Source organism: Vibrio sp. E150_018 (assembly GCF_053544035.1).
The window spans coordinates 36508-60940 of record NZ_JBHGNY010000004.1 but is presented as its reverse complement, the minus strand read 5'-3'; the positions used below and the strand labels follow the sequence as shown (position 1 = coordinate 60940).

General features: G+C 42.8%; 18 protein-coding genes. 9 read left to right on the top strand and 9 right to left on the bottom strand.

Annotated elements, in window-relative coordinates:
• Window positions 1-223: 223 nt before the first annotated feature.
• The 3 genes from ACE3G9_RS06695 to hrpB all read right to left on the bottom strand — a co-directional run bounded on the left by ACE3G9_RS06695 (window position 224) and on the right by hrpB (window position 7594).
• Window positions 224-2443, bottom strand: a complete 2220-nt coding sequence (locus tag ACE3G9_RS06695) for a patatin-like phospholipase family protein (protein WP_449218791.1) — start codon at window positions 2441-2443, stop codon at window positions 224-226.
• 148 nt (window positions 2444-2591) lie between these two features.
• Window positions 2592-4964 (bottom strand): penicillin-binding protein 1B, encoded by a 2373-nt coding sequence (gene mrcB, locus ACE3G9_RS06690; protein ID WP_449218748.1) that lies wholly within the window; start codon window positions 4962-4964, stop codon window positions 2592-2594.
• A gap of 95 nt (window positions 4965-5059) precedes the next feature.
• Window positions 5060-7594, bottom strand: a complete 2535-nt coding sequence (gene hrpB / locus ACE3G9_RS06685; RefSeq protein ID WP_449218747.1) for an ATP-dependent helicase HrpB — start codon at window positions 7592-7594, stop codon at window positions 5060-5062.
• A gap of 86 nt (window positions 7595-7680) precedes the next feature.
• Between hrpB and sfsA the strand changes: the two genes are divergently transcribed.
• The 7 genes from sfsA to panC all read left to right on the top strand — a co-directional run bounded on the left by sfsA (window position 7681) and on the right by panC (window position 13720).
• Entirely contained in the window at window positions 7681-8424 is a 744-nt protein-coding gene (gene sfsA / locus ACE3G9_RS06680) for a DNA/RNA nuclease SfsA (RefSeq protein ID WP_449218746.1), read from the top strand.
• Window positions 8425-8560: 136 nt separating this feature from the next.
• Window positions 8561-9010, top strand: a complete 450-nt coding sequence (gene dksA, locus ACE3G9_RS06675; RefSeq protein WP_417880234.1) for an RNA polymerase-binding protein DksA — start codon at window positions 8561-8563, stop codon at window positions 9008-9010.
• 97 nt (window positions 9011-9107) lie between these two features.
• On the top strand, window positions 9108-9986 hold the full coding sequence (gene gluQRS, locus ACE3G9_RS06670; protein ID WP_417880235.1) for a tRNA glutamyl-Q(34) synthetase GluQRS: 879 nt from the start codon (window positions 9108-9110) through the stop codon (window positions 9984-9986).
• A 122-nt stretch (window positions 9987-10108) separates the two neighbouring features.
• Window positions 10109-11497, top strand: coding sequence for a polynucleotide adenylyltransferase PcnB (pcnB, locus tag ACE3G9_RS06665; protein ID WP_449218745.1), 1389 nt, complete (start codon window positions 10109-10111; stop codon window positions 11495-11497).
• The gene (gene folK, locus ACE3G9_RS06660) at window positions 11494-11979 is read left to right on the top strand and encodes a 2-amino-4-hydroxy-6-hydroxymethyldihydropteridine diphosphokinase (protein WP_417880237.1); all 486 of its coding nucleotides are present in this window, start codon (window positions 11494-11496) and stop codon (window positions 11977-11979) included. The genes pcnB and folK overlap by 4 nt, the downstream gene beginning before the upstream one ends.
• Before the next feature lie 35 nt (window positions 11980-12014).
• Window positions 12015-12809 carry a 3-methyl-2-oxobutanoate hydroxymethyltransferase gene (gene panB, locus ACE3G9_RS06655; protein WP_417880238.1) on the top strand — a complete coding sequence of 265 codons (795 nt, stop codon included), beginning with the start codon at window positions 12015-12017 and terminating at the stop codon, window positions 12807-12809.
• Between the two features lie 29 nt (window positions 12810-12838).
• Complete coding sequence (panC, locus tag ACE3G9_RS06650) at window positions 12839-13720, top strand: pantoate--beta-alanine ligase (RefSeq protein ID WP_417880239.1); 882 nt, start codon at window positions 12839-12841, stop codon at window positions 13718-13720.
• Between the two features lie 111 nt (window positions 13721-13831).
• Here the strand turns inward: panC and ACE3G9_RS06645 are convergent, their stop codons facing one another.
• Together ACE3G9_RS06645 and ACE3G9_RS06640 are read right to left on the bottom strand one after the other, a co-directional pair.
• A complete protein-coding gene (locus ACE3G9_RS06645) occupies window positions 13832-14602 on the bottom strand; it encodes an ABC transporter permease (protein ID WP_417880240.1) in 771 nt (256 codons plus the stop codon).
• Window positions 14602-15555 (bottom strand): ABC transporter ATP-binding protein, encoded by a 954-nt coding sequence (locus tag ACE3G9_RS06640; protein ID WP_449218744.1) that lies wholly within the window; start codon window positions 15553-15555, stop codon window positions 14602-14604. Before ACE3G9_RS06640 ends, ACE3G9_RS06645 begins: the two co-directional genes overlap by 1 nt.
• Before the next feature lie 94 nt (window positions 15556-15649).
• Between ACE3G9_RS06640 and can the strand changes: the two genes are divergently transcribed.
• On the top strand, window positions 15650-16321 hold the full coding sequence (gene can / locus ACE3G9_RS06635) for a carbonate dehydratase (RefSeq protein ID WP_417880242.1): 672 nt from the start codon (window positions 15650-15652) through the stop codon (window positions 16319-16321).
• 151 nt (window positions 16322-16472) lie between these two features.
• On the opposite strand, the gene hpt is transcribed toward can, so the two are convergent.
• The gene (gene hpt, locus ACE3G9_RS06630) at window positions 16473-17003 is read right to left on the bottom strand and encodes a hypoxanthine phosphoribosyltransferase (protein ID WP_417880243.1); all 531 of its coding nucleotides are present in this window, start codon (window positions 17001-17003) and stop codon (window positions 16473-16475) included.
• A 294-nt stretch (window positions 17004-17297) separates the two neighbouring features.
• Here hpt and ACE3G9_RS06625 point away from each other — a divergent pair, with 294 nt between their 5' ends.
• Window positions 17298-17906, top strand: coding sequence for a TetR family transcriptional regulator (locus ACE3G9_RS06625; protein ID WP_449218743.1), 609 nt, complete (start codon window positions 17298-17300; stop codon window positions 17904-17906).
• Between the two features lie 165 nt (window positions 17907-18071).
• On the opposite strand, the gene lpdA is transcribed toward ACE3G9_RS06625, so the two are convergent.
• From lpdA to aceE, 3 genes are all read right to left on the bottom strand, one after another.
• Window positions 18072-19499 (bottom strand): dihydrolipoyl dehydrogenase, encoded by a 1428-nt coding sequence (gene lpdA / locus ACE3G9_RS06620; RefSeq protein ID WP_237296008.1) that lies wholly within the window; start codon window positions 19497-19499, stop codon window positions 18072-18074.
• 273 nt (window positions 19500-19772) lie between these two features.
• Entirely contained in the window at window positions 19773-21659 is a 1887-nt protein-coding gene (gene aceF, locus ACE3G9_RS06615; RefSeq protein WP_449218742.1) for a pyruvate dehydrogenase complex dihydrolipoyllysine-residue acetyltransferase, read from the bottom strand.
• 80 nt (window positions 21660-21739) lie between these two features.
• Window positions 21740-24403: a pyruvate dehydrogenase (acetyl-transferring), homodimeric type gene (gene aceE, locus ACE3G9_RS06610; protein ID WP_449218741.1), complete on the bottom strand. Its 2664-nt coding sequence runs from the start codon at window positions 24401-24403 to the stop codon at window positions 21740-21742.
• Between the last annotated feature and the right edge of the window lie 30 nt (window positions 24404-24433).

Here is a 24433-nt window from a genome sequence, read left to right as displayed (position 1 = left end):
TTTGTGATAAGGGTAAACATCCTTGGAAATTTGGCTTCCTGCCCATGTTTTATTATGAATTAGTATTATGGCTGATTCTTAATAATCGAATACGGTCGGAGCCAAAGTGTTGATTGGAGAATAACAAATTTAACGAAAAATTAAAATCTTGCGAGTTTGACCAAGCTAGCAAACTGGAACTAAAGTTGCTAAAAACTTAATCCCCCCCACCTTTTACTATAGGTTAGAAAGTAGAGCCTATTATCAAGTAAGCTGAGTTAAAACCTTGCTCAGTTTGACCATAAGCTAAAATGATTGGACCAATCGGTGAATCAACCCCTGTAAAAGCCGAACCTGCGACATACATAGAGTCACTGTTCCAGTTAGAATCAGAATTAGTCCATACCCCACCATACTCTAATGACGCTCCCAGATATACGGGAGATCGGAATAAACCAAAATCATTCTCAAACCACTTATAACGATACACTAAACTGGTATAAACTTTATTTCGCCCTAATAAACTGTCTCTTGGAATACCCGATAAATGCAAAAAGCCACCAAGCTCCAGAGGATCTATTGGTACACCTTCACTTTCTGTATCCACCACACTGTATTCAAATCGGCCAACTAATGAATGTTTTTGATAACTTTTAGCAATCATAAAGTTGGTGCTAATTTCAGATGCGATCTCACTCGATTGGCCATCATATTTATCGCTAGAATATAAGTACTCTATATCGGCATAATAACCTTTACTCGGAAAACTAAAGTCATCAAGCGTATCTAAACGATATCGAACATAAGCTCCCTGGCGAGTGTAGTCACTATCACCAAATGACGGTAAACCTGTGAGACTAGTATTGCCATTGGTATAACGAAGTCCTAAACGAATTTCTTGCCATAACGTTGGTTGATAACCAATAGAAAGATCACCAACCCACTTCTTATAATCAATCGGTAATGAATTTTCAGTATCCGTTAACTGAGTGCTGCCTTCTGAATCTTGGTTAGGGTTATTCGCATCTGGGATAAAGAAGTTAGATTTTTCGTCACTATAAGTAGATGCTGCTGAAATAAAGTAATTTTGGTTATAAGTAAAAGGAACATACAGCTCAAGTCCAAAAAGCTTATCGGTTCCGATTTCAACATTACTTCGTAATTCCGCGCCAAGACTTCCTATCTCGGTAAAGTTACTGGTTAAACCAATCGAATACTTACTAGAACTTTTAAAGTTATCTTCCATAAAGAAACGAAAATCAACGTAATTTGGCCCCCATTCTTTTTCATTAACGTGAATATTAAGGTCTATCGTTCCATCTTTATTATCTTTGTAACTATAAGAAACACGTTCAAAACGATCGAGGGCATATAAATCACGAATTTTCAGCTCTATTTCTTCACTTGTGTATTGTTCTCCAGGCTTAATCCCTAAACGGTTTAACAATACATTTTCGTGATAATGACTATTATTTTCGACATGTACTTGCTGGATTTTTAACTCAGGCCCACGTTTAAAATCCTTTCTTTTTGTAAGCTTAGCTAGCTGATAAGATTCATAATTATCAACTGAAATAGAGTATCTCTGTAATTGTGCTTTTTGTTCGGTTGCAGATTGATAACCTCTATCGTAGGCTTCAGGCATGTGTGAAAAGTCTGTGGTACTCATTTTCCCGACAGCAGGTTGTAGCAATACATCATTTGGTGTTAATAGATCACTTTGAGCTTGAGTACTACGTCGAACCAAATAATTAGACAGTTGATTACCAACATTTAAAAACGTTTTTAGTTGGTCTTCGGTTTGGTAATCAGTACTGATATCGACAGCAATAACGACATCCGCCCCCATTGAGCGAGCCAGTTCTACCGGCATATTATCGGTCACCCCTCCATCTACTAACAACATTCCTTTATATTGATATGGAGGAAGTGCACCGGGTACTGACATACTCGCCATCATGGCATCAACAATTTCACCATCGCCCATCACAACAGGTTTTAAATTAACAATATCGGTGGCAACAGCACGATAATGAACGGGTAACTCATCAAAGGAATCAAAAGGTGGGAGGTTACCAGTACTTTGACGTAAAATTTGTAGCATATTTTGGCCTTGAACCACGCCTTTAGGCATTTTAACTTCAAGCCAACGTAAACCTAGATCCGTATGTAATTGATATCGGTCATCGTATTCTTTATCACGAACTCGGCGTTCACTACGCCCAACTCGATCATGATAACCAGAATTCCAATCAATATCTTGTACGGTTTCTTCGATTTCTTCGGCGCTCATCCCTAGCGCATAAAGGCCACCAACATAAGACCCCATACTAGTACCAGTCACAATATCGACCGGAATATGCATTTCTTCTAACGCTTGTAGCACACCAATATGTGCTGCGCCTTTGGCTCCACCGCCAGCTAGTACCACCGCAATAGTCGGTCGAGTCGAGCCATCAGGCATCACTTGCTGGGCATTAACCGACCAACACACGAGTGGAAGCGTGAGAATTCCAAATAACAAACGCGCAATTTTCAACAAAACATCCTTATTCACAAAAGCAAGTTTCAACAGGCGTCTATTAAATCACAACCTAATATAAATTCCGCTATTAAAAATCAAATAACGACTTCAACCAACGGCTTGGGTTGTTTTTACATTGATCTTTGAGATCACCGTTCACATCCCATTGAGGTAATTCAATATCACCACCGCACTCTGCTTGATAGCCACCAGCCTGAGTTTGCTCAAAATGAGTGGTGACTATTTTACTAGGCCACGGCAAGGTTAAACGCTCTGGTGCGCGCTGAGCTAAATAATTGGCATAAGTTTTTAATGAGCCACTGGCGCCGGTTAATTTGGTCGGTTTATTATCATCGCGGCCGGTCCAAATCGTGACTACTTCACGGCCATCGACTCCGACAAACCAACTGTCACGGCTATCATTACTGGTACCCGTTTTCGCAGCGAGAGTTGCCCAACCATACTGCCCTTGCAAAGAACGGCTGGTACCTTCGCTAACAACCTTTTTCATAATATAAGTCGTCAACCATGCCGCTTGTTGAGGCACCTGCTGCGATGCTCTCGGTATGCTTTCGTATAACACATTGCCATCAACATCCATTACCGTTCTTAATGCCGTTAATGGCGCTCGCTTACCTGAATTGGTGATTGTCTGGAACATTTGTGACACTTGATATGGCGTCAAGGTAAATGAACCTAAAAACATCGAAGGAACGGGACGAATTTCTTGCTTATCAATACCAAGTTTAGTCAGCGTCTCTATCACCTCTGGAATACCTAATTGCATACCTAAATTTACGGTAGGAACGTTAAGAGAACGTGCCATCGCTTGATACAAAGGCACTTCACCACGGAATTTACGATCATAGTTTTTCGGCGACCAAGTTTTGCCTTGCTTATTGGTTAAGGTGATTGGTTTGTCATCAATCGTAGTGCCTAGGTTGTATTTTTCTGGTTGCTCTAACGCGGTTAAATACACTGAGGGTTTAGCAAGTGAACCTATCTGACGGCTAGCACTTAAAGCACGATTAAAGCCATCAAAGCCACTATTACGACCGCCTATCATGGCGCGAATTTCACCAGTTTGGCGATCAACGGCCACCACCGCAGTTTGTAAACCTTTACCCGATCGTTGCTCCAATTGTGGCAGCGTCTTAGTCACTGCTTGCTCAAGGTAGGTTTGTGAAACCGGATCTAGCGTCGTAAACAAACGCAACCCAATGTCTGTTTTAAATTTATCTCCAACCTTATCTTTTAGCTCGCGTTGTAATTGCTCAAAATAAGCAGGTTGACGTTTACCTAAGTGTGGATTGTTTTGTAAATCAAGATCGCGACTGACCGCTTGGCTGTACTGTGACGCAGTTAAAATATTTTGCGTCATCATCAACTCAAGTACTAAATTTCGACGTTCTTGAATACGCTCAGGATGGCGAATTGGGTTGTAATAAGATGGCCCTTTCACCATACCAACTAGCATAGCCAATTGATCGATACGTAACTCTTGTAGCGGCTGGCCAAAATAATAACGCGAAGCCAAGGCAAAACCATGGATCGCTTCTCCGCCATTTTGACCTAAATACACTTCATTTAAGTACGCTTCTAAAATTTTATCTTTACTAAAACGATAATCTAAAATCACCGCAATATAAGCTTCTTTAAACTTACGCCATAAGGTCTTCTCGCTACTTAAGAATAAGTTTTTCGCCAATTGCTGAGTTAAAGTACTACCACCTTGCACCGCACGACCAGCTTTTAAGTTGGCCACAAAAGCACGAGCAATCGCTAATGGCGCGACCCCACCATGCTGGTAGAAATCACGGTCTTCGGTTGAAAGTAACGCCGCTACCATAGCTTCAGGAAATTGCTCACGTTTTAAGAATAAGCGGGTTTCTTGCTTTTTCGCTTCTAGCATACCGAGCATTTTCGGCTCAATGCGTAAAAATCCTAAATCTGCTTTTGATTCTAATGATTGGATGCGCTTCAAGCCGTTATTATCAAAATAAATCATCACATGGCGTGCAGGCTCCGGGCCATTTTCAAAAGTAAACGGACGACGGAATAACTCAATTTTGGTCGATGAGGCCGAATATTCCCCTTCACGCATTGGATTCGCGACTTTACGATAATTCAGTACATCAAGCTCCTGACGTACCTTGGTGATCGTCTGGTTACTCCCCGGCTCAAGCGTCATCACTCTAGCGTACACCACGGTGGGCAGTTCAAATAATTGCCCAGCAAAACGTTGCGTCACCACACCATTTAAATAAAACCCTGCTGCCACCATAACGGCGATAAACACTAAGCCTAATTTCCAACCGATGCTCCATAGCTTTTGCAACCATGTTTTTTTCTTCGGCGGCGTTTTTCGTCCTCGGGCAGGCCCTGCTTTACGAGTCGATTTAGCCGTTGATTTTGCCGCAGGTTTACGGCGCGTTGTGGTGGTTTTCTTTGGTGTGTTCAATGTATTGCCTTTTTATTTGCGACGCATATATCCCCAATTAACTTCAAGGTATAGTACGTGCAACATTCATGATATGACGGCCGAGCCATCTCAATTTACGAAAAATGTCGTTTTGTTTTCGTCGTGGCGACATGATTAGCAGGATCATCCGGCCAAACATGTTTGGGATAACGCCCTTTCATTTCTTTTTGTACTTCTTTGTATGCCCCTTGCCAAAATCCCGCTAAGTCTTGAGTGATCTGCAAAGGGCGCTGCGCCGGAGAAAGCAATTCTAGCACGAGCTTTTTACGTCCTTGAGCAATTAATGGTGAATCCGACTCACCAAACACCTCTTGCATGCGAACCGAGAGTACTGGCTCCGCGCCCGCTTGATAACGAATGGCTTTGTTAGTACCAGTAGGCAAACGGTAATGCGTGGGTAACCAGTTATCAATTTCTTGATTAAGCGGCCAACCTAGGTACGACAATAACGCTTGCGATAACGGTAATTGCTTTATTTTGGCAACGCTATCTATTCCTACCATGTAAGGCTCAAGCCATTGTTCGAGTTTTGCTAAAAGAATGTCATCACTCATCGCGGGCCAATCTTGCTCTGGCAGCCATTCAATACCATTTCTAATTCGATTCAATAAGTTAGTACTGGATTTATCCCAAGGCAATACCGATAAACCTTTGCGACGAATATAATCAAGAATGGCCGCTTGCTTAAGTAATGGATCGATATCGCGAATGACTTGTTTCTCTAAGACTAAGGCTCCTAATCGGCGTTGCTTTTCCGCGCTGACACAGCCTCTTGTTTCTAGCCATTGAACATGATCGACAATTTCAATTTGCCCCGTAAAGATCCGTTCGATATCTTGCTTTGCGACTCTCACCGCACGAAAGATTTGACTGGTCATCGAATGAGAAGAACGCATTAAATCAATCGCCACGATTAAATCACTCTCAAGATGAGGCTTATTCGATAAAAAGTAATTCGCCAACCCATGTCGCTCATCCATAGTCGCACCATGACCATTAGCTAATAAAAACTGACCTTGCCTATTCCCTCGACTCTGAGCGATGCGATCAGGAAAAGCCAATGCAACACAACTGCCAATTAACTGACTATCCACCTGTTTAATATCAAATGGCACGTCACAAGCTCTACCGACTTGCTGACTACGGCGCGTTAAAACAGCAGCCTTCTTATGTGCACCTTGGTTCCAACGATGCCAATCTTGAGTGATATCTTGGCTGTTCTTTTCCGGCTCCTCTAACATTGCTAGTGTCGCTAATGCAGTATGGTAATAGTCATCGCCCAAGTCTTTCGCTCTGAGCAACATCGCCGCGAAACGAGGCTCTACTCCTAACTTTTGACTGTGTTGACCATAAGCGGTCAATTGTCCCTGAGAGCTCAATACCTCTTGTTTTTCCAATAACCCTAGTGATTTCAACAACCCTTTAGCTTGTTGTAGATTTGATTGTGGAGGAAGATCAAGCCAAGACAGCTCATCGGCAGCATTGGCTCCCCAAAACAGCAACTCCATTTGTAGGCTAGTTAAATCGCTATGCAGAATTTCCGCTTGTGGCACAACCGGTTGCTGCTTAAGGTTTTCTTGGCTGTATAAACGAATACAAACGCCTGCTTCGAGTCGCCCGGCTCGTCCAGCCCTTTGCTCGGCCGAAGATTGTGCGATCATGGCTTGTTCAAGCCTAGTGATACCGGTTTTCGGATCAAACTTTGCCACTCGCTCGAAGCCTGAGTCCATTACCATGCGAATGCCTTCAATGGTTAAGCTGGTCTCGGCAATATTGGTTGCCAACACTACTTTTCGTCGTCCTGATTCACTGGCTGCGATAGCCGATTGCTGCGCTTTAGCATCCAGTTGGCCGTACAAAGGACACATATCAATACCCTGCTCAGATAAACCTAGATCTTCAAGGTTGGAGGCCAATTGACGAATTTCTCGCGCACCGGGTAAAAACACCAACATCGAGCCCGGCTCTTTTGCGAGCCATAATGGAACAAGTTGAGTGAGTCGCGGCACTAAGTATTGATTGGCGGCTAAAGGAGCATAGTGATATTCAATCGGAAAACCTCGCCCCTCAGATTCGATATAACCCGCTTGAGGCATTAGGGTTTTTAGCGCTTGTTGATCTAAGGTTGCCGACATCAGTAAAATCTTTAAATCATCACGTAAGGCTTGCTGAGCTTCCAAACAAAAAGCCAGTGCAGTATCGGCATGAATACTACGCTCGTGAAACTCATCAAAAATCACCAAGCCAACCCCGCTAAGTTCAGGATCGTTCTGGATCATCCGAGTCATCACCCCTTCCGTGACGATTTCTAAACGTGTATTGGCACTGACTTTCGATTCACCTTTAACACGAAAACCTACTGTTTGACCGACGCTTTCACCTAGTTGCTTTGCCAAGTAATGAGCAATATTTCTAGCCGCTAAACGACGCGGTTCCATCATGATGATCTTGCCTTGTAGCCCAATATCATCCGCCCCAGACTGCAGCAGTACTTTAGGAAGATAAGTCGATTTACCGGCTCCGGGGGCAGCTTTCAGAATCACTTGCGAATAGCTACGCAACGTCGACAGCAAATCGGCGATAACTGAAACGATGGGAAGTTGTGACAAGGGGAAATCCTTATGTCATGATGAATTGACGCTGATTCTACCCAATAAGCTTAATACCATCAAAATAAAGGCCATCGAAAACCATCATGATTTTTTCTCCTCCTTTGCAATCTGCCACTTTAATCAAACGTTATAAGCGCTTTCTTGCCGATGTCACTTTGCCAAATGGTGAAACCAAAACCATGCATTGTGCTAATACTGGAGCCATGACCGGTTGTGCCGAGCCTGGCAATCAAGTGTGGTACTCAACTTCTGACAATCCCAAGCGCAAATATCCCAATAGTTGGGAATTATCGGTCACCCCACAAGGCGACATTATTTGCATTAATACTGCCAAAGCCAATGCCTTAGTGGTTGAAGCGATAGAACAGCAAAAAATTCCTGAACTAGTAGGCTATCAAACCCTTCGTACTGAAGTGAAATACGGTCGTGAAAACAGTCGTATTGATATTTTGCTGGAACCTCATTCCAATACCGACCTTCAAGCTCAACATGCCAACAAAGATTGCTATATCGAAGTCAAAAGCGTGACATTATTGCAAGATGAATTTGGTGTAGGGCGTGGCTTCTTTCCCGATGCGGTGACCACCCGTGGACAGAAACATTTACGAGAATTAATGGAAATGGTGCAATCAGGACACAGAGCGATGCTATTTTTCGCTGTTTTGCATTCGGGAATTGAAAAAGTCTCCAGCGCCTACCATATAGACTCAAATTATTCACAACTTTTAAAGCAAGCAAAAGAAGTTGGTGTTGAGGTAATTTGCTATAAAGCACATCTTTCACCTGAGCGAATAGAATTGGCGTCACCCATTGAATTTATTGACTAGACTTTATAAAAAACACAATCTTGTTATTCAAATTCACATTCAACAATCTATTTGTTTGCCAAGCAAGATTCTTTCTGCTATATGTACCGCCCTTGTTAACCAGCGATTGGTTAAAAAGAGCAAGTAGGAGCGCTGTATGCCAGAACTAAACAAGAAAAAAACGCTAGGCATTCTAGCCATTGCGGGTGTTGGGCCATATCAAGAGAAAGTCGGTGAAGAGTACATGTCACCAGATCAAATGGCTCACTTTACAAAAATTTTAAAAGCATGGCGTGACCAGCTTCATGAAGAAGTTAACCGCACTATGAGCCATATGAAAGACGAAGCAGCCAACTTCCCTGATCCGGTAGACCGTGCATCACAAGAAGAAGAGTTCAGCTTAGAGTTACGTAACCGTGACCGCGAGCGTCGTCTTATCAAGAAAATTGAAAAAACACTGATCAAAATCGAAGACGATGACTTTGGTTTCTGTGAATCTTGCGGCATTGAAATCGGCATTCGTCGTTTAGAAGCAAGACCAACTGCTGATCTTTGTATCGACTGTAAAACCCTAGCTGAGCTTAAAGAAAAGCAAATGCAAGGTTAATAACACCATCAAAGTCGCCCTTACACCACGGTCTCTGATCTGGGGTTTAGGGGCGATTTTTGTTTGTCCTCGTTATTAATATTACTTAGGTATATACATGTCTACCTATATCGGTCGCTTTGCCCCATCCCCTTCAGGGCCCTTACATTTTGGCTCACTAGTTGCCGCACTTGGCAGCTATTTTCAAGCGAAATCTCAAAATGGCCAATGGCTAGTTCGAATTGAAGACCTCGATCCTCCAAGAGAAATGCCAGGCGCAGCAAGCTTAATTTTATCCACTCTAGAAAGTTATGGTTTACACTGGGATCAATCCGTGGTTTATCAGAGCCAACGCCACCAACGCTATCAAGAACAAATCGAAACTTGGCTACAATCAGGCCATGCCTATTACTGCCAATGCACTCGTAAGCAAATTAAGCAATCCGGTGGTTTTTACCTAGGGAATTGTCGAGACCAAGCTATTCAAAGCCAAGAAAACTGCTCTATTCGCCTTAAAGTCGATGAGGCCATCCAGCAATTTTACGATGACAAACATGGCACCATTCAAATCCCTAAGCAATTAGCGCAAGAAGATTTTATTATCAAACGTCGAGATGGATTATTTGCCTATAATCTAGCAGTGGTGCTCGATGATATTGATCAAGGGGTCACACAAGTCGTCAGAGGTGCGGATTTAATTGAACCAACAGGTCGGCAAATTAACCTGTATCGCACTTTACAACAGACAGAAGTTAGCTATATCCATCTACCTTTAGCGGTGGATGCGCAAGGGAATAAATTATCCAAACAAAACCATGCGCCAGCAGTGGATATCAAAAGTCCTAAGCACACCTTAATTAAAGTGATGCACTTTCTTGGTTTTAGTATCCCAAGTGATTTTGAGTCCGCTAGCATAGAGAAAATACTGCAATGGGGATGCCAAAATTGGACGCTTGCTCAACTGCCAAATTCATTAAAGGTCGATTCGCCATTCTAAAATGAGGCCAGCTAGGCTATCATTGGCGAAATTTTTATCTTTGCTTTGAATATTAGTTCTCGCTGTAGAACGCAGCATTACCAACATGACTGAGGTGGGTTATTTTCACTCAAGCTGCTAATTTGTGTCGTAAACTATTTACCAACACAAAATCTGACCAATCAAGCTCAGCGCAGAACCGCTCAAATGGAGACGTTAACCTGAACATTATCACTCGCCAAGAGCATACGATTTCGCGCGCTCACATTAGTGACAACGCACTGAAAGTGCTCTATCGATTACACAATCATGGCTACGATGCTTTTCTTGTTGGTGGCGGTGTACGCGACCTACTGCTAGATAAAGAGCCAAAAGATTTTGATATTGCCACTAATGCGACCCCTGAGCAGATCAAGCAATTGTTTCGTAATTGTCGCTTAATCGGTCGTCGCTTCCGTTTGGCACACATCATGTTTGGCCGCGAAATTATTGAAGTCGCCACTTTCCGTGGTCACCATCAAGAACCTGAAAAGAATCAATCAGCCCAATCAAAAGAAGGCATGCTGTTACGTGACAATGTCTATGGCACGGTAGAAGAAGATGCCGAGCGTCGTGATTTCACTATCAACGCTATGTATTACAACATTGCCGATTATAGTATTCATGATTACGCCAATGGCGTGAAAGATCTAAAAGCTGGCGTGGTCCGCATGATTGGCGATCCAGAAACCCGTTACCGTGAAGATCCGGTTCGCATGATCCGTGCCATTCGCTTTGCCGCTAAACTGGATATGACAATAGACCCAAACACAGCAGCTCCTATCAAAGAACTTTCTCATTTAATGACAGGTGTGCCAGCTGCGCGTTTATTTGAAGAGTCACTGAAACTCCTGCAATCTGGCCAAGGTTGGGCAACTTACCAACTACTGCGTGAATTTGATTTATTTTCGAGCCTATTCCCGACAGTGGCGCAATACTTCACGCCAGAGCAAGATTCTGATGTCGAACAAATGGTCGAAATCGCGCTAAAGTCAACGGATAAGCGCATCAATGAGGGCAAGCGTATTAACCCTGCTTTTATGTTTGCTGCATTCTTATGGTATCCGCTACAAAAACACGCCAAAGAATTAGCTGAAGTTCGCAAAATGAGCCATTACGATGCAATCATGATGGCCAGCAATCATATTCTCGATGAGCAAGTTCGTCACTTAGCGATCCCACGTCGTCATAGCGCGACCATTCGTGATATCTGGCAACTACAATTGCGTCTCACCCGTCGTACCGGTAAACGCGCCTTCCAGATATTAGAGCTTAATAAGTTCCGTGCAGGCTTTGATATGCTCGAAATGCGTGGCAAAGTCGAACAAGGCCAAACCGAAGAATTAGCCTTATGGTGGCAAGAGTTCCAAGATGCGCCACTGGTTCATCGTCAAAATATGGTACAAGCCTTAGGCGCACCAAAACCAACTGGTCGCCGTCGTAAACGTCCACACGCTAAGAAAAAAAGCACTAAATCAAAGGCTCAAAAATGATCACCGCCTACATTGCCATCGGTAGTAATTTAGCCGAACCAGTAGAACAAGCGAAACGAGCTATTGAAGCGTTGCGTGATCATCCCCATATAGAGCTTATTGCTTGCTCGTCCTTGTATTCCAGTACTCCGATGGGCCCACAAGATCAGCCTGACTACATCAATGCCGTCGCTGAAATACAAACAGAATTATCACCTCTTGAATTGCTCGATAACACCCAAGCTATCGAACAACAACAAGGGCGTGTTCGCAAAGAAGAACGTTGGGGACCAAGAAGTTTAGATCTCGATATTCTGCTTTATGGCGATCAAGTGATTAATAACGAACGTTTAACCGTGCCTCATTACGGCATGAAAATACGTGAGTTTGTTATCTACCCGCTGTTTGAAATTGCCCCGAATTTATCTCTCCCGGATGGGACAGAGCTCAAGTCACTGCTCGACAGCATCGACCGTAATGGGCTCTCTATTTGGCAAGCTTAATACTCAATCGAGCTTGTTGTTATAAGGACCAAATAATGAAAAAAGTATCCATTAACACTTTAATCAAGTGGAAACAGGATGGTCGTAAGTTTGCGACATCAACCGCTTATGACGCTAGCTTTGCTCAGTTGTTTGAACAACAAGAAATGCCATTATTATTAGTTGGTGATTCACTTGGTATGGTACTGCAAGGTGAAGAAAGCACTTTACCAGTCACCATTGAAGATATTGCTTACCACACTCGCTGCGTACGCGCTGGTAGTCCTAATTGCTTATTATTAGCTGACATGCCATTTATGAGCTACGCCACTCCAGAGCAAGCTTGTGAAAATGCTGCGGTTCTTATGCGTGCAGGTGCGAATATGGTGAAACTAGAAGGTGGAAGCTGGCTAGTTGAAACGGTAAAACAACTAACAGAGCGTTCAGTTCCAGTCTGTGCGCACCTTGGGTTAACCCCACAATCAGTCAATATTTTTGGCGGTTTCCGTATCCAAGGTCGTGAGCAAGAAAAAGCTCAACAAATTATTGATGATGCGATCGCACTACAAAATGCCGGCGCGCAAATTCTGGTATTAGAGTGCGTGCCTAGTCAATTGGCCAAGCAAATTACCCAACAACTACACATCCCAGTGATCGGCATTGGTGCAGGTAAAGACACCGATGGCCAGATTCTAGTGATGCATGACATGTTTGGTATTTCAGCCAATTACATGCCTAAATTTTCAAAAAACTTTTTAACCGAAACCGGCAGCATGCAAGCCGCTGTTCAGCAATATATTCAAGATGTTGAAACTGGGATATTTCCTGGCCCAGAACATAGCTTTGAATAATTTTGTGCTGATATAAGTAAGGAACAAGTATGCAAACTTTTGCCGATATTCACTCTCTAAGAGAGCCGCTTAAAAGCGCACGCCGCGATGGTCGTCGTATCGCTTTTGTCCCAACAATGGGCAACTTACACGAAGGCCATCTAACACTGGTTCGAAAAGCCCATGAAAATGCCGATCTTGTTGTGGTCAGTATTTTTGTCAATCCAATGCAGTTTGAGCGTTCTGATGACTTAAATAACTACCCAAGAACACTTGATGATGACCTAAGTAAACTCAATGCTGAAGGGGTCGATTTTGTGTTCACACCAACGCCAGAAATCATCTACCCTGAAGGCTTAGATAAACAAACCTTTATTGAGGTTCCTGGTTTATCACACATGTTAGAAGGCGCATCTCGCCCTGGACACTTCCGCGGCGTAAGTACGATCGTAACGAAGCTTTTTAATATCGTTCAGCCAGATGTCGTTTGCTTTGGCGAGAAAGATTTCCAACAACTAGCCGTTATCAAAAAAATGGTGACAGATCTTGCTTTAGATATTGAGGTTATTGGCGTACCAACCGTTCGTGAACTAGATGGCTTAGCGATGAGTTCACGTAACGGACTATTAAGTTTGAGTGAGCGTCAAAGAGCGCCAGTACTAGCAAGAACCATGCGCTGGATTGGTAGTCAAATACGTGGTGGGCGTGATGATTATACCTCACTACTAGAAGATGCGAACGATCAACTACGTGCTGCAGATTTAGAACCGGATGAAATTTTTATTCGTGATGCAGAAAGCTTGCAATTACCAAGCGAAGAAACCACTCAAATTGTTATTTTGATGTCGGCATTTCTAGGTAAAGCACGTTTAATTGATAACCTAGTTGTTGAGCTAAAGAGTAACCAAGAAAGCGACAACGAAGAAGAGTAAGTGTACATTTTTCGAGTCTCGGTGCGTTGCTGATCGTGGCTCGGTAAAATGAAAAAGCCAGATTCGGATTTAACTTCGAATCTGGCTTTTCTTTTTGAGGCATTAGCCAAGTTAACTGCGTAACCCAATGCCGCGAGATACTAGATAATACGCAACACTATATAGGACTACGATAAACACCATTAATACACCAAATGAGGTGTAGATACCAACATCGGAAACCCCTAGGAAACCATAACGGAAGGCATTGACCATATAGACGATTGGGTTGATTTTCGACACGCCTTGCCAAAATTCAGGTAGTAAGCTAATCGAATAAAACACCCCACCAAGATACGTCAGTGGTGTTAACACAAAGGTCGGAATAATCGAGATATCATCAAAACTATCAGCAAATACCGCATTAATCAGTCCACCTAATGCAAACACTACTGAAGTAAAAAAGACCGTCGAGATAATGATAAACCAATGATGAATGTGTAAATCGACAAAGAACATCGATACTGCGGTCACCATAACACCAACCATTAAGCCACGAGTGACCCCGCCCATTACATAACCACAAATAATAATATGATGAGGTACAGGTGCCACCAGCAACTCTTCAATGTTCTTTTGAAATTTTGCACTAAAGAAGGATGAAGCCACATTAGAATAAGAGTTGGTAATTACCGACATCATGATCAGACCTGGCACAATATATTCCATATAACTAAAGCCGTTCATTTCACCAATACGTGAGCCAATCAAGTTACCAAAAATAATAAAGTACAAGGTCATCGTAATCGCTGGTGGTACAATAGTTTGTACCCAGATACGCATAAAACGACGAACCTCTTTGGTGACTAAGCTTTTAAATGCCGTCCAATATAACTCTGCCATTACAGGGTTGCTCCTTGTGCTTGTTTTTTCTCAGCGTTTGTCTTTTCACCATTACGTACGATAGTGACAAATAATTCTTCTAATCGGTTAGCTTTATTACGCATCGACAATACCTGTACGCCTTGAGCCGTCAGTTGATCAAATACTCGGTTTAAGCCCTGAGCCTTATCAATTTCCACTTCTAGGGTATTGGGAGAAAAATGCGTAATATTAACATCTTTAAGTACAGGCACTTGCTCGCAATCTTGCAGATCAAGAATAAAGGTTTCGACATGCAGTTTATTTAACAAAGCTTTCATCGAGGTATTTTCTATCACTTCACCTCGGTTAATAATGCCGATATTGCGACACAGCATTTCCGCTTCTTCTAGATAGTGAGTCGTCAGAATAATCGTCACCCCCTCTTGGTTGATTGTTTTCAAGAACTCCCACATTGAACGGCGCAACTCAATATCTACCCCAGCAGTTGGTTCATCGAGAATCAGCAATTTAGGCTCATGCATCAATGCGCGAGTAATCATCAAGCGACGCTTCATACCGCCAGATAAGTTACGCGCACGCTCATTACGCTTTTCCCATAGATCAAGCTGCGAGAGGTACTTTTTAGCGCGTTCTTTGGCTAAAGAGAGTGACACGCCATAATAACCCGCTTGTTGCATCACTATTTGCTCAACCGTTTCAAATGGGTTGAAATTAAATTCTTGTGGCACTAAACCGAGTTGTTGCTTAGCTTTGACTAGATCGGTGTCAATGTCGTAACCAAACACTTTTACTTGTCCTGAAGTCTTATTAACTAACGAGCTGATCACGCCGATGGTAGTCGATTTACCTGCGCCATTTGGGCCTAGTAGTGCGTAAAAATCGCCTTGCTCAACGTTGAGTGAAACCCCTTTTAGCGCTTCGACACCCCCCGCATAGACTTTACGTAACGATTGAATTTCTAATGCATACATAATATTTTTACCCTGAATTGATAATTTGATCACAAATCGGATTTGATTTTTATCAGTCTTGTGTATAGTTAGGCAGATCAATGAGGAAGATAACATGCCAGACATTAAACAGTTATTTGATAATAACTCGACTTGGGCTCAGTCGATAAAATCAGAACGCCCTGAATTTTTTGCTAAATTAGAAGAATCACAACACCCTGAATACCTATGGATTGGTTGTTCAGATAGTCGAGTACCCGCAGAACGTCTTACTGGACTCTACTCGGGTGAATTGTTTGTTCACCGCAATGTGGCAAACCAAGTTATACATACCGACCTCAACTGCTTATCAGTCGTTCAATATGCAGTCGATGTACTAAAAGTTAAACATATCATCATTTGTGGCCACTACGGTTGTGGTGGTGTGCAAGCCTCTATCGATAATCCAAAACTTGGCCTTATCAACAACTGGTTGCTACATATTCGTGATTTATACCTAAAACACCGTAACTGGCTTGCTCAATTCCCGAAAGAAGACTGGGCCAATAAACTGTGTGAAATCAACGTTGCTGAACAAGTTTACAACCTAGGTAACTCTACCGTGCTTCAACAAGCTTGGGAACGCGGTCAAAACATTCAAATTCACGGTTGGGTATACGGTATTGCTGATGGTGTACTTAATGACTTAGGCGTTCGCTGCCACAGTCGGGAATCACTTGAGATCTCTCACCAAGCTTCTCTGGCTAAAATATTAAATGAAGATAATCCAGAAAAACTAAATATATAACTCAATCAAACGAGTAAATACTCAATAAAAGAGCGACCGATTTGGCCGCTCTTTTTTGTTACAACAAGAATACCGACTTTTGTTTCAGTCTACCAATGATCTTGATTCATAGTGAAAATCACTGGCAAGAATAGTCAACTTATTCTTCCTATTACTCTTGTGGTATTACCTTACCGATATAAGGTAAGTGACGATAATTTTGTGCATAATCGATACCAACACCAACTACAAACTCATCTGGGATTTCAAAGCCGATCCATTTTGCATCAACGTGCACTTCACGGCGCGATGGCTTATCTAGAAGAGTACATATCTCAATTGAGTTTGGTTCGCGAATTTCTAAAATTTCACACACTTTACTTAACGTATTGCCAGTGTCGATGATATCTTCAACTAAAAGGACATCTTTACCTTTAATATCATCATCAAGATCTTTTAAAATTCGAACATCACGAGTACTAGTCATACCGTTTCCATAGCTAGAAGCGGTCATAAAATCGATTTGGTGATTAACTTCGATTGAACGAGACAAATCTGCCATAAATACATACGAACCACGTAGTAGGCCAATAATCACCAAATTTTCGGATCCTTGATAATGCTCAGCAATAGACTTGCCTAGCGCTTTCACTCGATCTTGCACTTCCTGTTCAGAGATCATTACTTCTACAGTGTGTTTCATACTTTTCTCAATATTTAGATTTTGCAGCAAAATAAGTTTTACTCAATCAGCAAAACTTTGACGTCAAGCTATCTATTCTAGCACTACCAGTCCTTAACGTTAACTTTTACCCGTGACAATCTTTTTATTGATGATGTTTTAATCAGATTGACACATTATTTAACCACGGTAGACTCATTCATATAATAAATATAAGAACCATTACGATAATTATTTATAGAGCTATCTCGCACATTTGATACCGGACTCAAGTAAGTGGGGGAACATTTGAATAGGCTCATTTTAGGACTTAATATGGATATGATTACAAAACACCCAAGGACTCGATTAAACCCAGAAAAAAGAAAATTACAATTATTAGAAATTGGTATAGAAGTATTCGCGCGACGTGGTATTGGCCGCGGTGGACATGCGGATATTGCCGAAATAGCTCAAGTATCTGTCGCCACCGTTTTTAATTACTTCCCCACTCGCGAAGATCTGGTTGAAGCGGTATTAAGCGACGTCGAACAACACTTTGCCGATTTTTTAAATCAAAATATCGATCATTCACTTCCAGTAAGACAAAATCTAGACAACCTTTGCCATCAATTAATTGATACCGTATTAAATGATACTCAATGGATTAAGATTTGGTTTGAATGGAGCACTTCCACTCGAGATGATGTCTGGCCATTATTTGTGGCAACTCATGGAAAACATCAACAGTATTTCCGTGACCTTTTCTCTAACGCAATTAAAAATGGCGAATTAGAAGAAAAACATAACCCAGGTAATATTGCTAAGCTTTTCCATGGCTTATGCTATTCCCTCTTTATTCAAGCCAACCGCACGCCAGACAAACAGTACTTAACTAAGCTGATCACTAGCTTCTTAGATATGTTGTGTATTTATAAGCGCTAGAAGTATTGGTTAATAAGACTACCTGACTATTATTTGGTTTAGGTTATTTGTTTATCTAGGCTCAAGGCTAAGTAATAAAAAGCTAACAAAAACAAAAGAGCCGCACAGTCTAACCTGTGCGGCTCTCCTTTATCTCAACTCGACTTAATATCGAGCCAGGATATATTACTTCTTACGCTTTACTGCTTTTGCATTTGGAAGGTCGGTGATCGTACCTTCAAATACTTCCGCCGCTAGGCCAACAGATTCGTGTAGCGTTGGGTGAGCGTGGATCGTTAATGCGATATCTTCTGCATCACAACCCATCTCGATCGCAAGACCGATTTCACCTAGCAATTCACCACCGTTAGTACCGACAATTGCACCACCGATTACGCGGTGAGTTTCTTTATCAAAGATAAGCTTAGTCATACCTTCAGCACAATCAGAGGCGATGGCGCGGCCTGATGCAGCCCAAGGGAAGGTAGCAGTTTCGTATTTAATACCTTCTTCTTTTGCTTCTTTTTCAGTCTTACCAACCCATGCTACTTCTGGCTCAGTGTAAGCAATGGATGGAATCACTTTCGGATCGAAGTAATGCTTCTTACCAGAAATTACTTCAGCCGCTACGTGACCTTCATGCACACCTTTGTGAGCCAGCATTGGTTGACCTACAATGTCACCGATCGCGTGAATATGAGGAACGTTAGTACGCATTTGCTTATCCACATTGATGAAGCCACGCTCATCAACTTCGATACCAGCTTTTTCTGCGTCCATTAACTTACCATTTGGAACACGGCCAATCGCAACAAGCACGGCATCGTAACGCTCAGCTTCTGCTGGTGCTTTTTTGCCTTCCATTGAAACGTAGATACCGTCTTCTTTCGCTTCAACCGCGGTTACTTTAGTTTCAAGCATTAGGTTGAATTTGTCTTTGATTTGCTTAGTGAACACTTTAACAACGTCTTTATCCGCTGCTGGAATCACCTGATCAAACATTTCAACTACATCGATTTGAGAACCTAGAGAATGGTACACCGTACCCATTTCTAGACCGATGATACCACCGCCCATGACAAGAAGCTTCTTAGGTACTTCTTTTAATTCTAGCGCGTCAGTCGAGTCCCAAATACGTGGGTCATCATGTGGGATAAACGGCAGTTTAATTGGACGAGAGCCTGCTGCAATGATTGCGTTATCAAAAGTAAGCGTTGTTTTTTCTTCGCCTTCCACTTCTAGCGTGTTAGGACCTGTGAATTTACCAAAGCCATTCACAACGGTTACTTTACGTTGTTTAGCCATACCAGCAAGGCCACCAGTTAGCTGAGTAATTACTTTATCTTTCCATACACGGATTTTATCGATGTCAGTTTGAGGCTCACCGAATACTACACCGTGTTCCGCCATAGCTTTAGCTTCTTCAATTACTTTAGAAACGTGAAGTAATGCTTTTGATGGGATACAACCCACGTTTAGACATACGCCACCTAATGTGCTGTAACGTTCAACAAGAACCGTTTCTAAACCTAAATCTGCACAACGGAATGCTGCTGAGTAACCAGCAGGACCTGCACCAAGTACCACGACTTGTGCTTTAATTTCTTTGCTCATTTTGACCTCGTTATAGTCATTTAATCCCTGACAAGCTGACGGTTCCCATTTGTACAACGATGAATAAACGGGAGTGAATTATCTATTTCAGAATTACAGCCAGTTTATCGACTTGTTAACAGTCTGAAAAGTGATTCACGTTAGCCTGTGAGCTAGACAACATTCTTTTTTACTTGAGTCATATTACGTGAAAAATAAACACCGTTTATTCACGTAACAGTAAAATCTTGTTCAAAAAATAAGGTGGCCGCTGAGCCACCCTATTTTATTTCATTACAGTACCAAACGGCGGATGTCTGATAGACAAGCATTTAGATAAGTAATGAAACGTGCACCTTCTGCACCATCGATCACGCGGTGATCGTAAGATAGAGAAAGTGGAAGCTGTAGGCGTGGTTCAAATTCTTTACCATTCCATACTGGCTTCATTTCAGATTTAGATACCCCAAGGATACCAACTTCTGGTGCGTTAACAATTGGAGTAAACGCTGTACCACCAATACCGCCAAGGCTTGAAATGGTGAAACAACCACCTTGCATATCAGAAGCAGTCAGCTTACCTGAACGTGCTTTCTTAGAAATCACAGCCAGCTCTTCAGATAGCTCGTAAATACCTTTCTTGTTCACGTCTTTAAATACAGGAACAACAAGACCGTTTGGCGTATCAACTGCGATACCAACGTTTACGTATTTCTTAAGAATGATGCTTTCGCCATCTTCAGAAAGTGAAGAGTTAAACGCTGGGAATGCTTCTAGTGCTTTAGCGACGGCTTTCATGATGAACACAAGTGGAGTGATCTTCATGCCAGTGTCTTTCTTAGCTTCAATTGCATTTTGCTCTTTACGGAACGCTTCTAGAGCAGTGATGTCTGCGTTATCCCATTGTGTAACATGCGGGATCATTACCCAGTTACGGTGTAGGTTAGCACCAGAGATTTTCTTAATCTTAGACAGTTTCTGTACTTCAGTTTCACCGAACTTGCTGAAGTCCACTTTTGGCCAAGGTAGAAGACCAAGTGCACTGCCATCGCCATTGCCCGATGCTGCTGCACCAGACTCTAAACGTTTTAACGCATCTTTTACGAAGTTTTGTACGTCTTCTTTCAAGATACGGCTCTTACGACCAGTACCTTTCACTTTTGCTAGGTTTACACCAAACTCACGCGCTAAACGACGAACGACAGGAGAAGCATGAGCGTACTCATTGTTCTCTTGGAAATCTCCCGTTGATGCTGGCGCTTGAGCCGCTGCTGGAGCTGGAGTGGAAGCCGATGCAGGTGCCGCAGCTTGAGCTGGAGCAGCCGTTTGTGGTGCCGGTGTTGCGCCAGCGACTTCAAAGACCATAATCAATGAACCCGTTGATACTTTATCACCAGTATTGATTTTGATTTCTTTTACTACGCCTGCAAATGGTGCTGGAACTTCCATAGAAGCTTTGTCGCCTTCAACTGTGATCAAAGATTGCTCTTCTTCAACAGTATCACCAACCGCAACCATTACTTCAGTCACTTCAACTTCATCACCGCCAATATCAGGAACGTTCACTTCTTTCGCTGCTGATGCCGCAGGTGCTGCTGTTTCTTGTGGAGCGGCTTCTGCTGCCGGTGCCGCTGGAGCACCAGTGCCAGCCACCTCAAATACCATAATAAGTGAGCCAGTTGTCACTTTATCGCCAGTGTTGACTTTAAGTTCTTTAAGAACACCCGCAAAAGGAGCCGGAACTTCCATTGAAGCTTTGTCGCCTTCAACCGTCAGTAGAGATTGCTCTTCTTCAATGCTGTCACCGATAGCAACCATGATCTCAGTTACTTCAACTTCATCACCGCCGATATCAGGAACGTGTACTTCTTTTAATTCAGAAGTTGCAGGTGCTGCCGCTGGAGCCGCTTCTGCTTTTGGTGCTTCTGCTGCTGGAGCCGCTGCTGCACCTTCGGCTTCAAAGACCATAATAAATGAACCAGTTGAAACTGAATCACCTACATTGATTTTAATTTCTTTGACTACACCAGCTTGTGGTGCTGGGACTTCCATTGAAGCTTTATCACCTTCAACAGTAATAAGAGACTGCTCTTCTTCAACCTTGTCACCAACGTTTACTAGAATCTCAGTAACTTCAACCTCATCGGCACCAATGTCAGGTACATTAATTTCGATTGTCATTATTCTTTCCTTTATTTGATTGAAGTGCGCAGCATGTATTTTGTCATGCTACGCACCTTCATTCTTATGCGTTTCGTGAATTAAGCGTGCAGTGGGTTGATTTTGTCTGCATCGATGTTGAATTTAGCAATGGCTTCAGCAACCACTGATTTTTCAATATCACCACGCTTAACTAGCTCAGTTAGAGCAGCAACCACAACATAATGCGCGTTCACTTCGAAGTGACGACGTAGGTTTTCACGGCTATCAGAACGACCGAAGCCATCCGTACCCAATACTTTGTAAGACTCAGCAGGTACGAATGCACGTACTTGGTCTGCGTAGTTCTTCATGTAATCCGTCGCAGCAATAGCAGGTTCTGAACCTAGTACTGTTGAGATATAAGGTACTTTTTGCTCCGCTTCTGGGTGAAGCATGTTGTAACGCTCAACTTCTTGACCATCACGAGTCAGTTCGTTGAAAGACGTTACTGAGTAAACATCAGACGCTACGCCGTAGTCATCGCTTAGGATCTGCGCTGCTTTACGAACTTCATTCATGATGGTACCTGAGCTCATTAACTGAACTTTCGACTTGCTACCAGCGTAAGTTTCTAGCTTGTAGATACCACGACGGATGCCTTCTTCAGCGCCTTCTGGCATTGCTGGCATGTGGTAGTTCTCGTTCATTACGGTTAGGTAGTAGTAAACGTTCTCTTGCTCACCGTACATGCGACGAATACCGTCTTGCATGATAACTGCCACTTCATAAGCGAAAGTAGGATCGTAAGAAATACAGTTAGGAACCGTGTTCGCCATAATGTGCGAATGGCCATCTTCGTGCTGTAGACCTTCACCGTTAAGCGTTGTACGACCTGCTGTAGCACCTAGTAGGAAGCCACGAGCTTGTTGGTCGCCTGCCATCCACGCCATGTCGCCCACACGTTGGAAGCCGAACATTGAGTAGTAGATGTAGAATGGAATCATTGGCAAATTGTTAGTGCTGTATGATGTTGCCGCAGCAACCCATGAAGACATAGCACCTAGCTCATTGATACCTTCTTGTAGAACTTGACCTGAAGTCGCTTCTTTGTAGTAAGACACGACGCCACGGTCTTCTGGAGTATAAGTTTGGCCATTCGGGTTGTAGATACCGATTTGACGGAACAAACCTTCCATACCGAAAGTACGAGCTTCATCAGCAATAATTGGTACAACGTTTTTGCCAATACCTTTGTCTTTCAACAAGATATTTAATGAACGAACAAACGCCATTGTGGTTGAAATGTCACGTTTTTGCTCAGTAAGCAATGCGTCAAATTCACCCAACTCTGGAATTTTCAACTCTTCTGTAAAGTTCGGTAGACGCTGAGGAGTGTAACCGTGTAGAGCTTTACGGCGAGCGTGTAGGTATTCGTACTCTTTCGAACCTTCTTCTAGCGTTAGGTAAGGAAGCTCTTTCACTTTCTCATCAGATAGAAGTTCTTGTAGACCTAAACGATCACGTAGGTGAAGAACATGTGTCATGTCCATTTTCTTCACTTGGTGTGCAATGTTTTTACCTTCAGCCGCATCACCCATGCCGTAACCTTTAACCGTTTTAGCTAGGATAACCGTTGGACGGCCTTTAGTGTCTTGCGCGTTTTTGTAAGCGGCATATAGCTTAGAAGACTCGTGACCACCACGCTTAAGCGCGAAGATTTCGTCATCCGTCATATCGGCAACAAGTGCTGCAGTTTCAGGGTATTTACCGAAGAAGTGTTCACGTACGTAAGCACCATCTTTCGATTTGAATGTTTGGTAATCACCATCGATGGTTTCGTTCATCAGTTGCAGCAATTTACCTGAAGTATCTTTAGCCAGTAGTGAATCCCAATTGTTACCCCAGATCACTTTAACTACATTCCAACCTGCGCCTTTAAATAGACCTTCAAGTTCTTGAATGATGCTGCCATTACCCATAACCGGGCCATCTAGGCGTTGTAAATTACAGTTGATTAAGAAGCATAGATTGTCCAGCTTTTCACGAGCAGCGAAAGAAATCGCACCGCGTGATTCTGGCTCATCCATCTCACCATCACCTAAGAATGCATAAACACGTTGCTCTGAAGTATCTTTCAGACCACGACCTTCAAGGTACTTCAAGAAGCGCGCTTGGTAGATAGAGGCGATTGGGCCTAACCCCATAGATACCGTTGGGAACTGCCAGAATTCAGGCATTAGTTTAGGGTGAGGATATGAAGGGATACCTTTACCATCCACTTCTTGACGGAAGTTATCAAGTTGCTCTTCAGTTAAACGACCTTCTAGGAAAGCACGTGCGTAGATCCCTGGAGAAATGTGACCTTGATAGTAAACTAAATCGCCGCCATCTTTTTCATTTGGCGCACGGAAGAAGTGGTTAAAACATACTTCGTAGAACGCAGCAGAAGACTGGTAAGAAGCCATGTGACCACCTAACTCTAAGTCTTTCTTTGATGCGCGCAATACGATCATTACCGCATTCCAACGGATGATCGCACGGATGCGACGCTCTAACGTAGTATCACCAGGATATGCCGGCTCTTGTGCTGCCGGAATGGTGTTTACATAGTTAGTGTTGATGCCTGTTGGCATATCTACACCGTCTAAACGGGCTTTATCTAACACTTGCTCTAATAGATATTGAGCGCGCTCGACACCTTCTTCACGTACCACTGATTCAAGGGCTTGTAACCAATCTTGAGTTTCCAGTGCATCAACGTCATTATTAATGACTTCAGACATGGCGATCTATCCTTTTGTTGGTTTGACAGA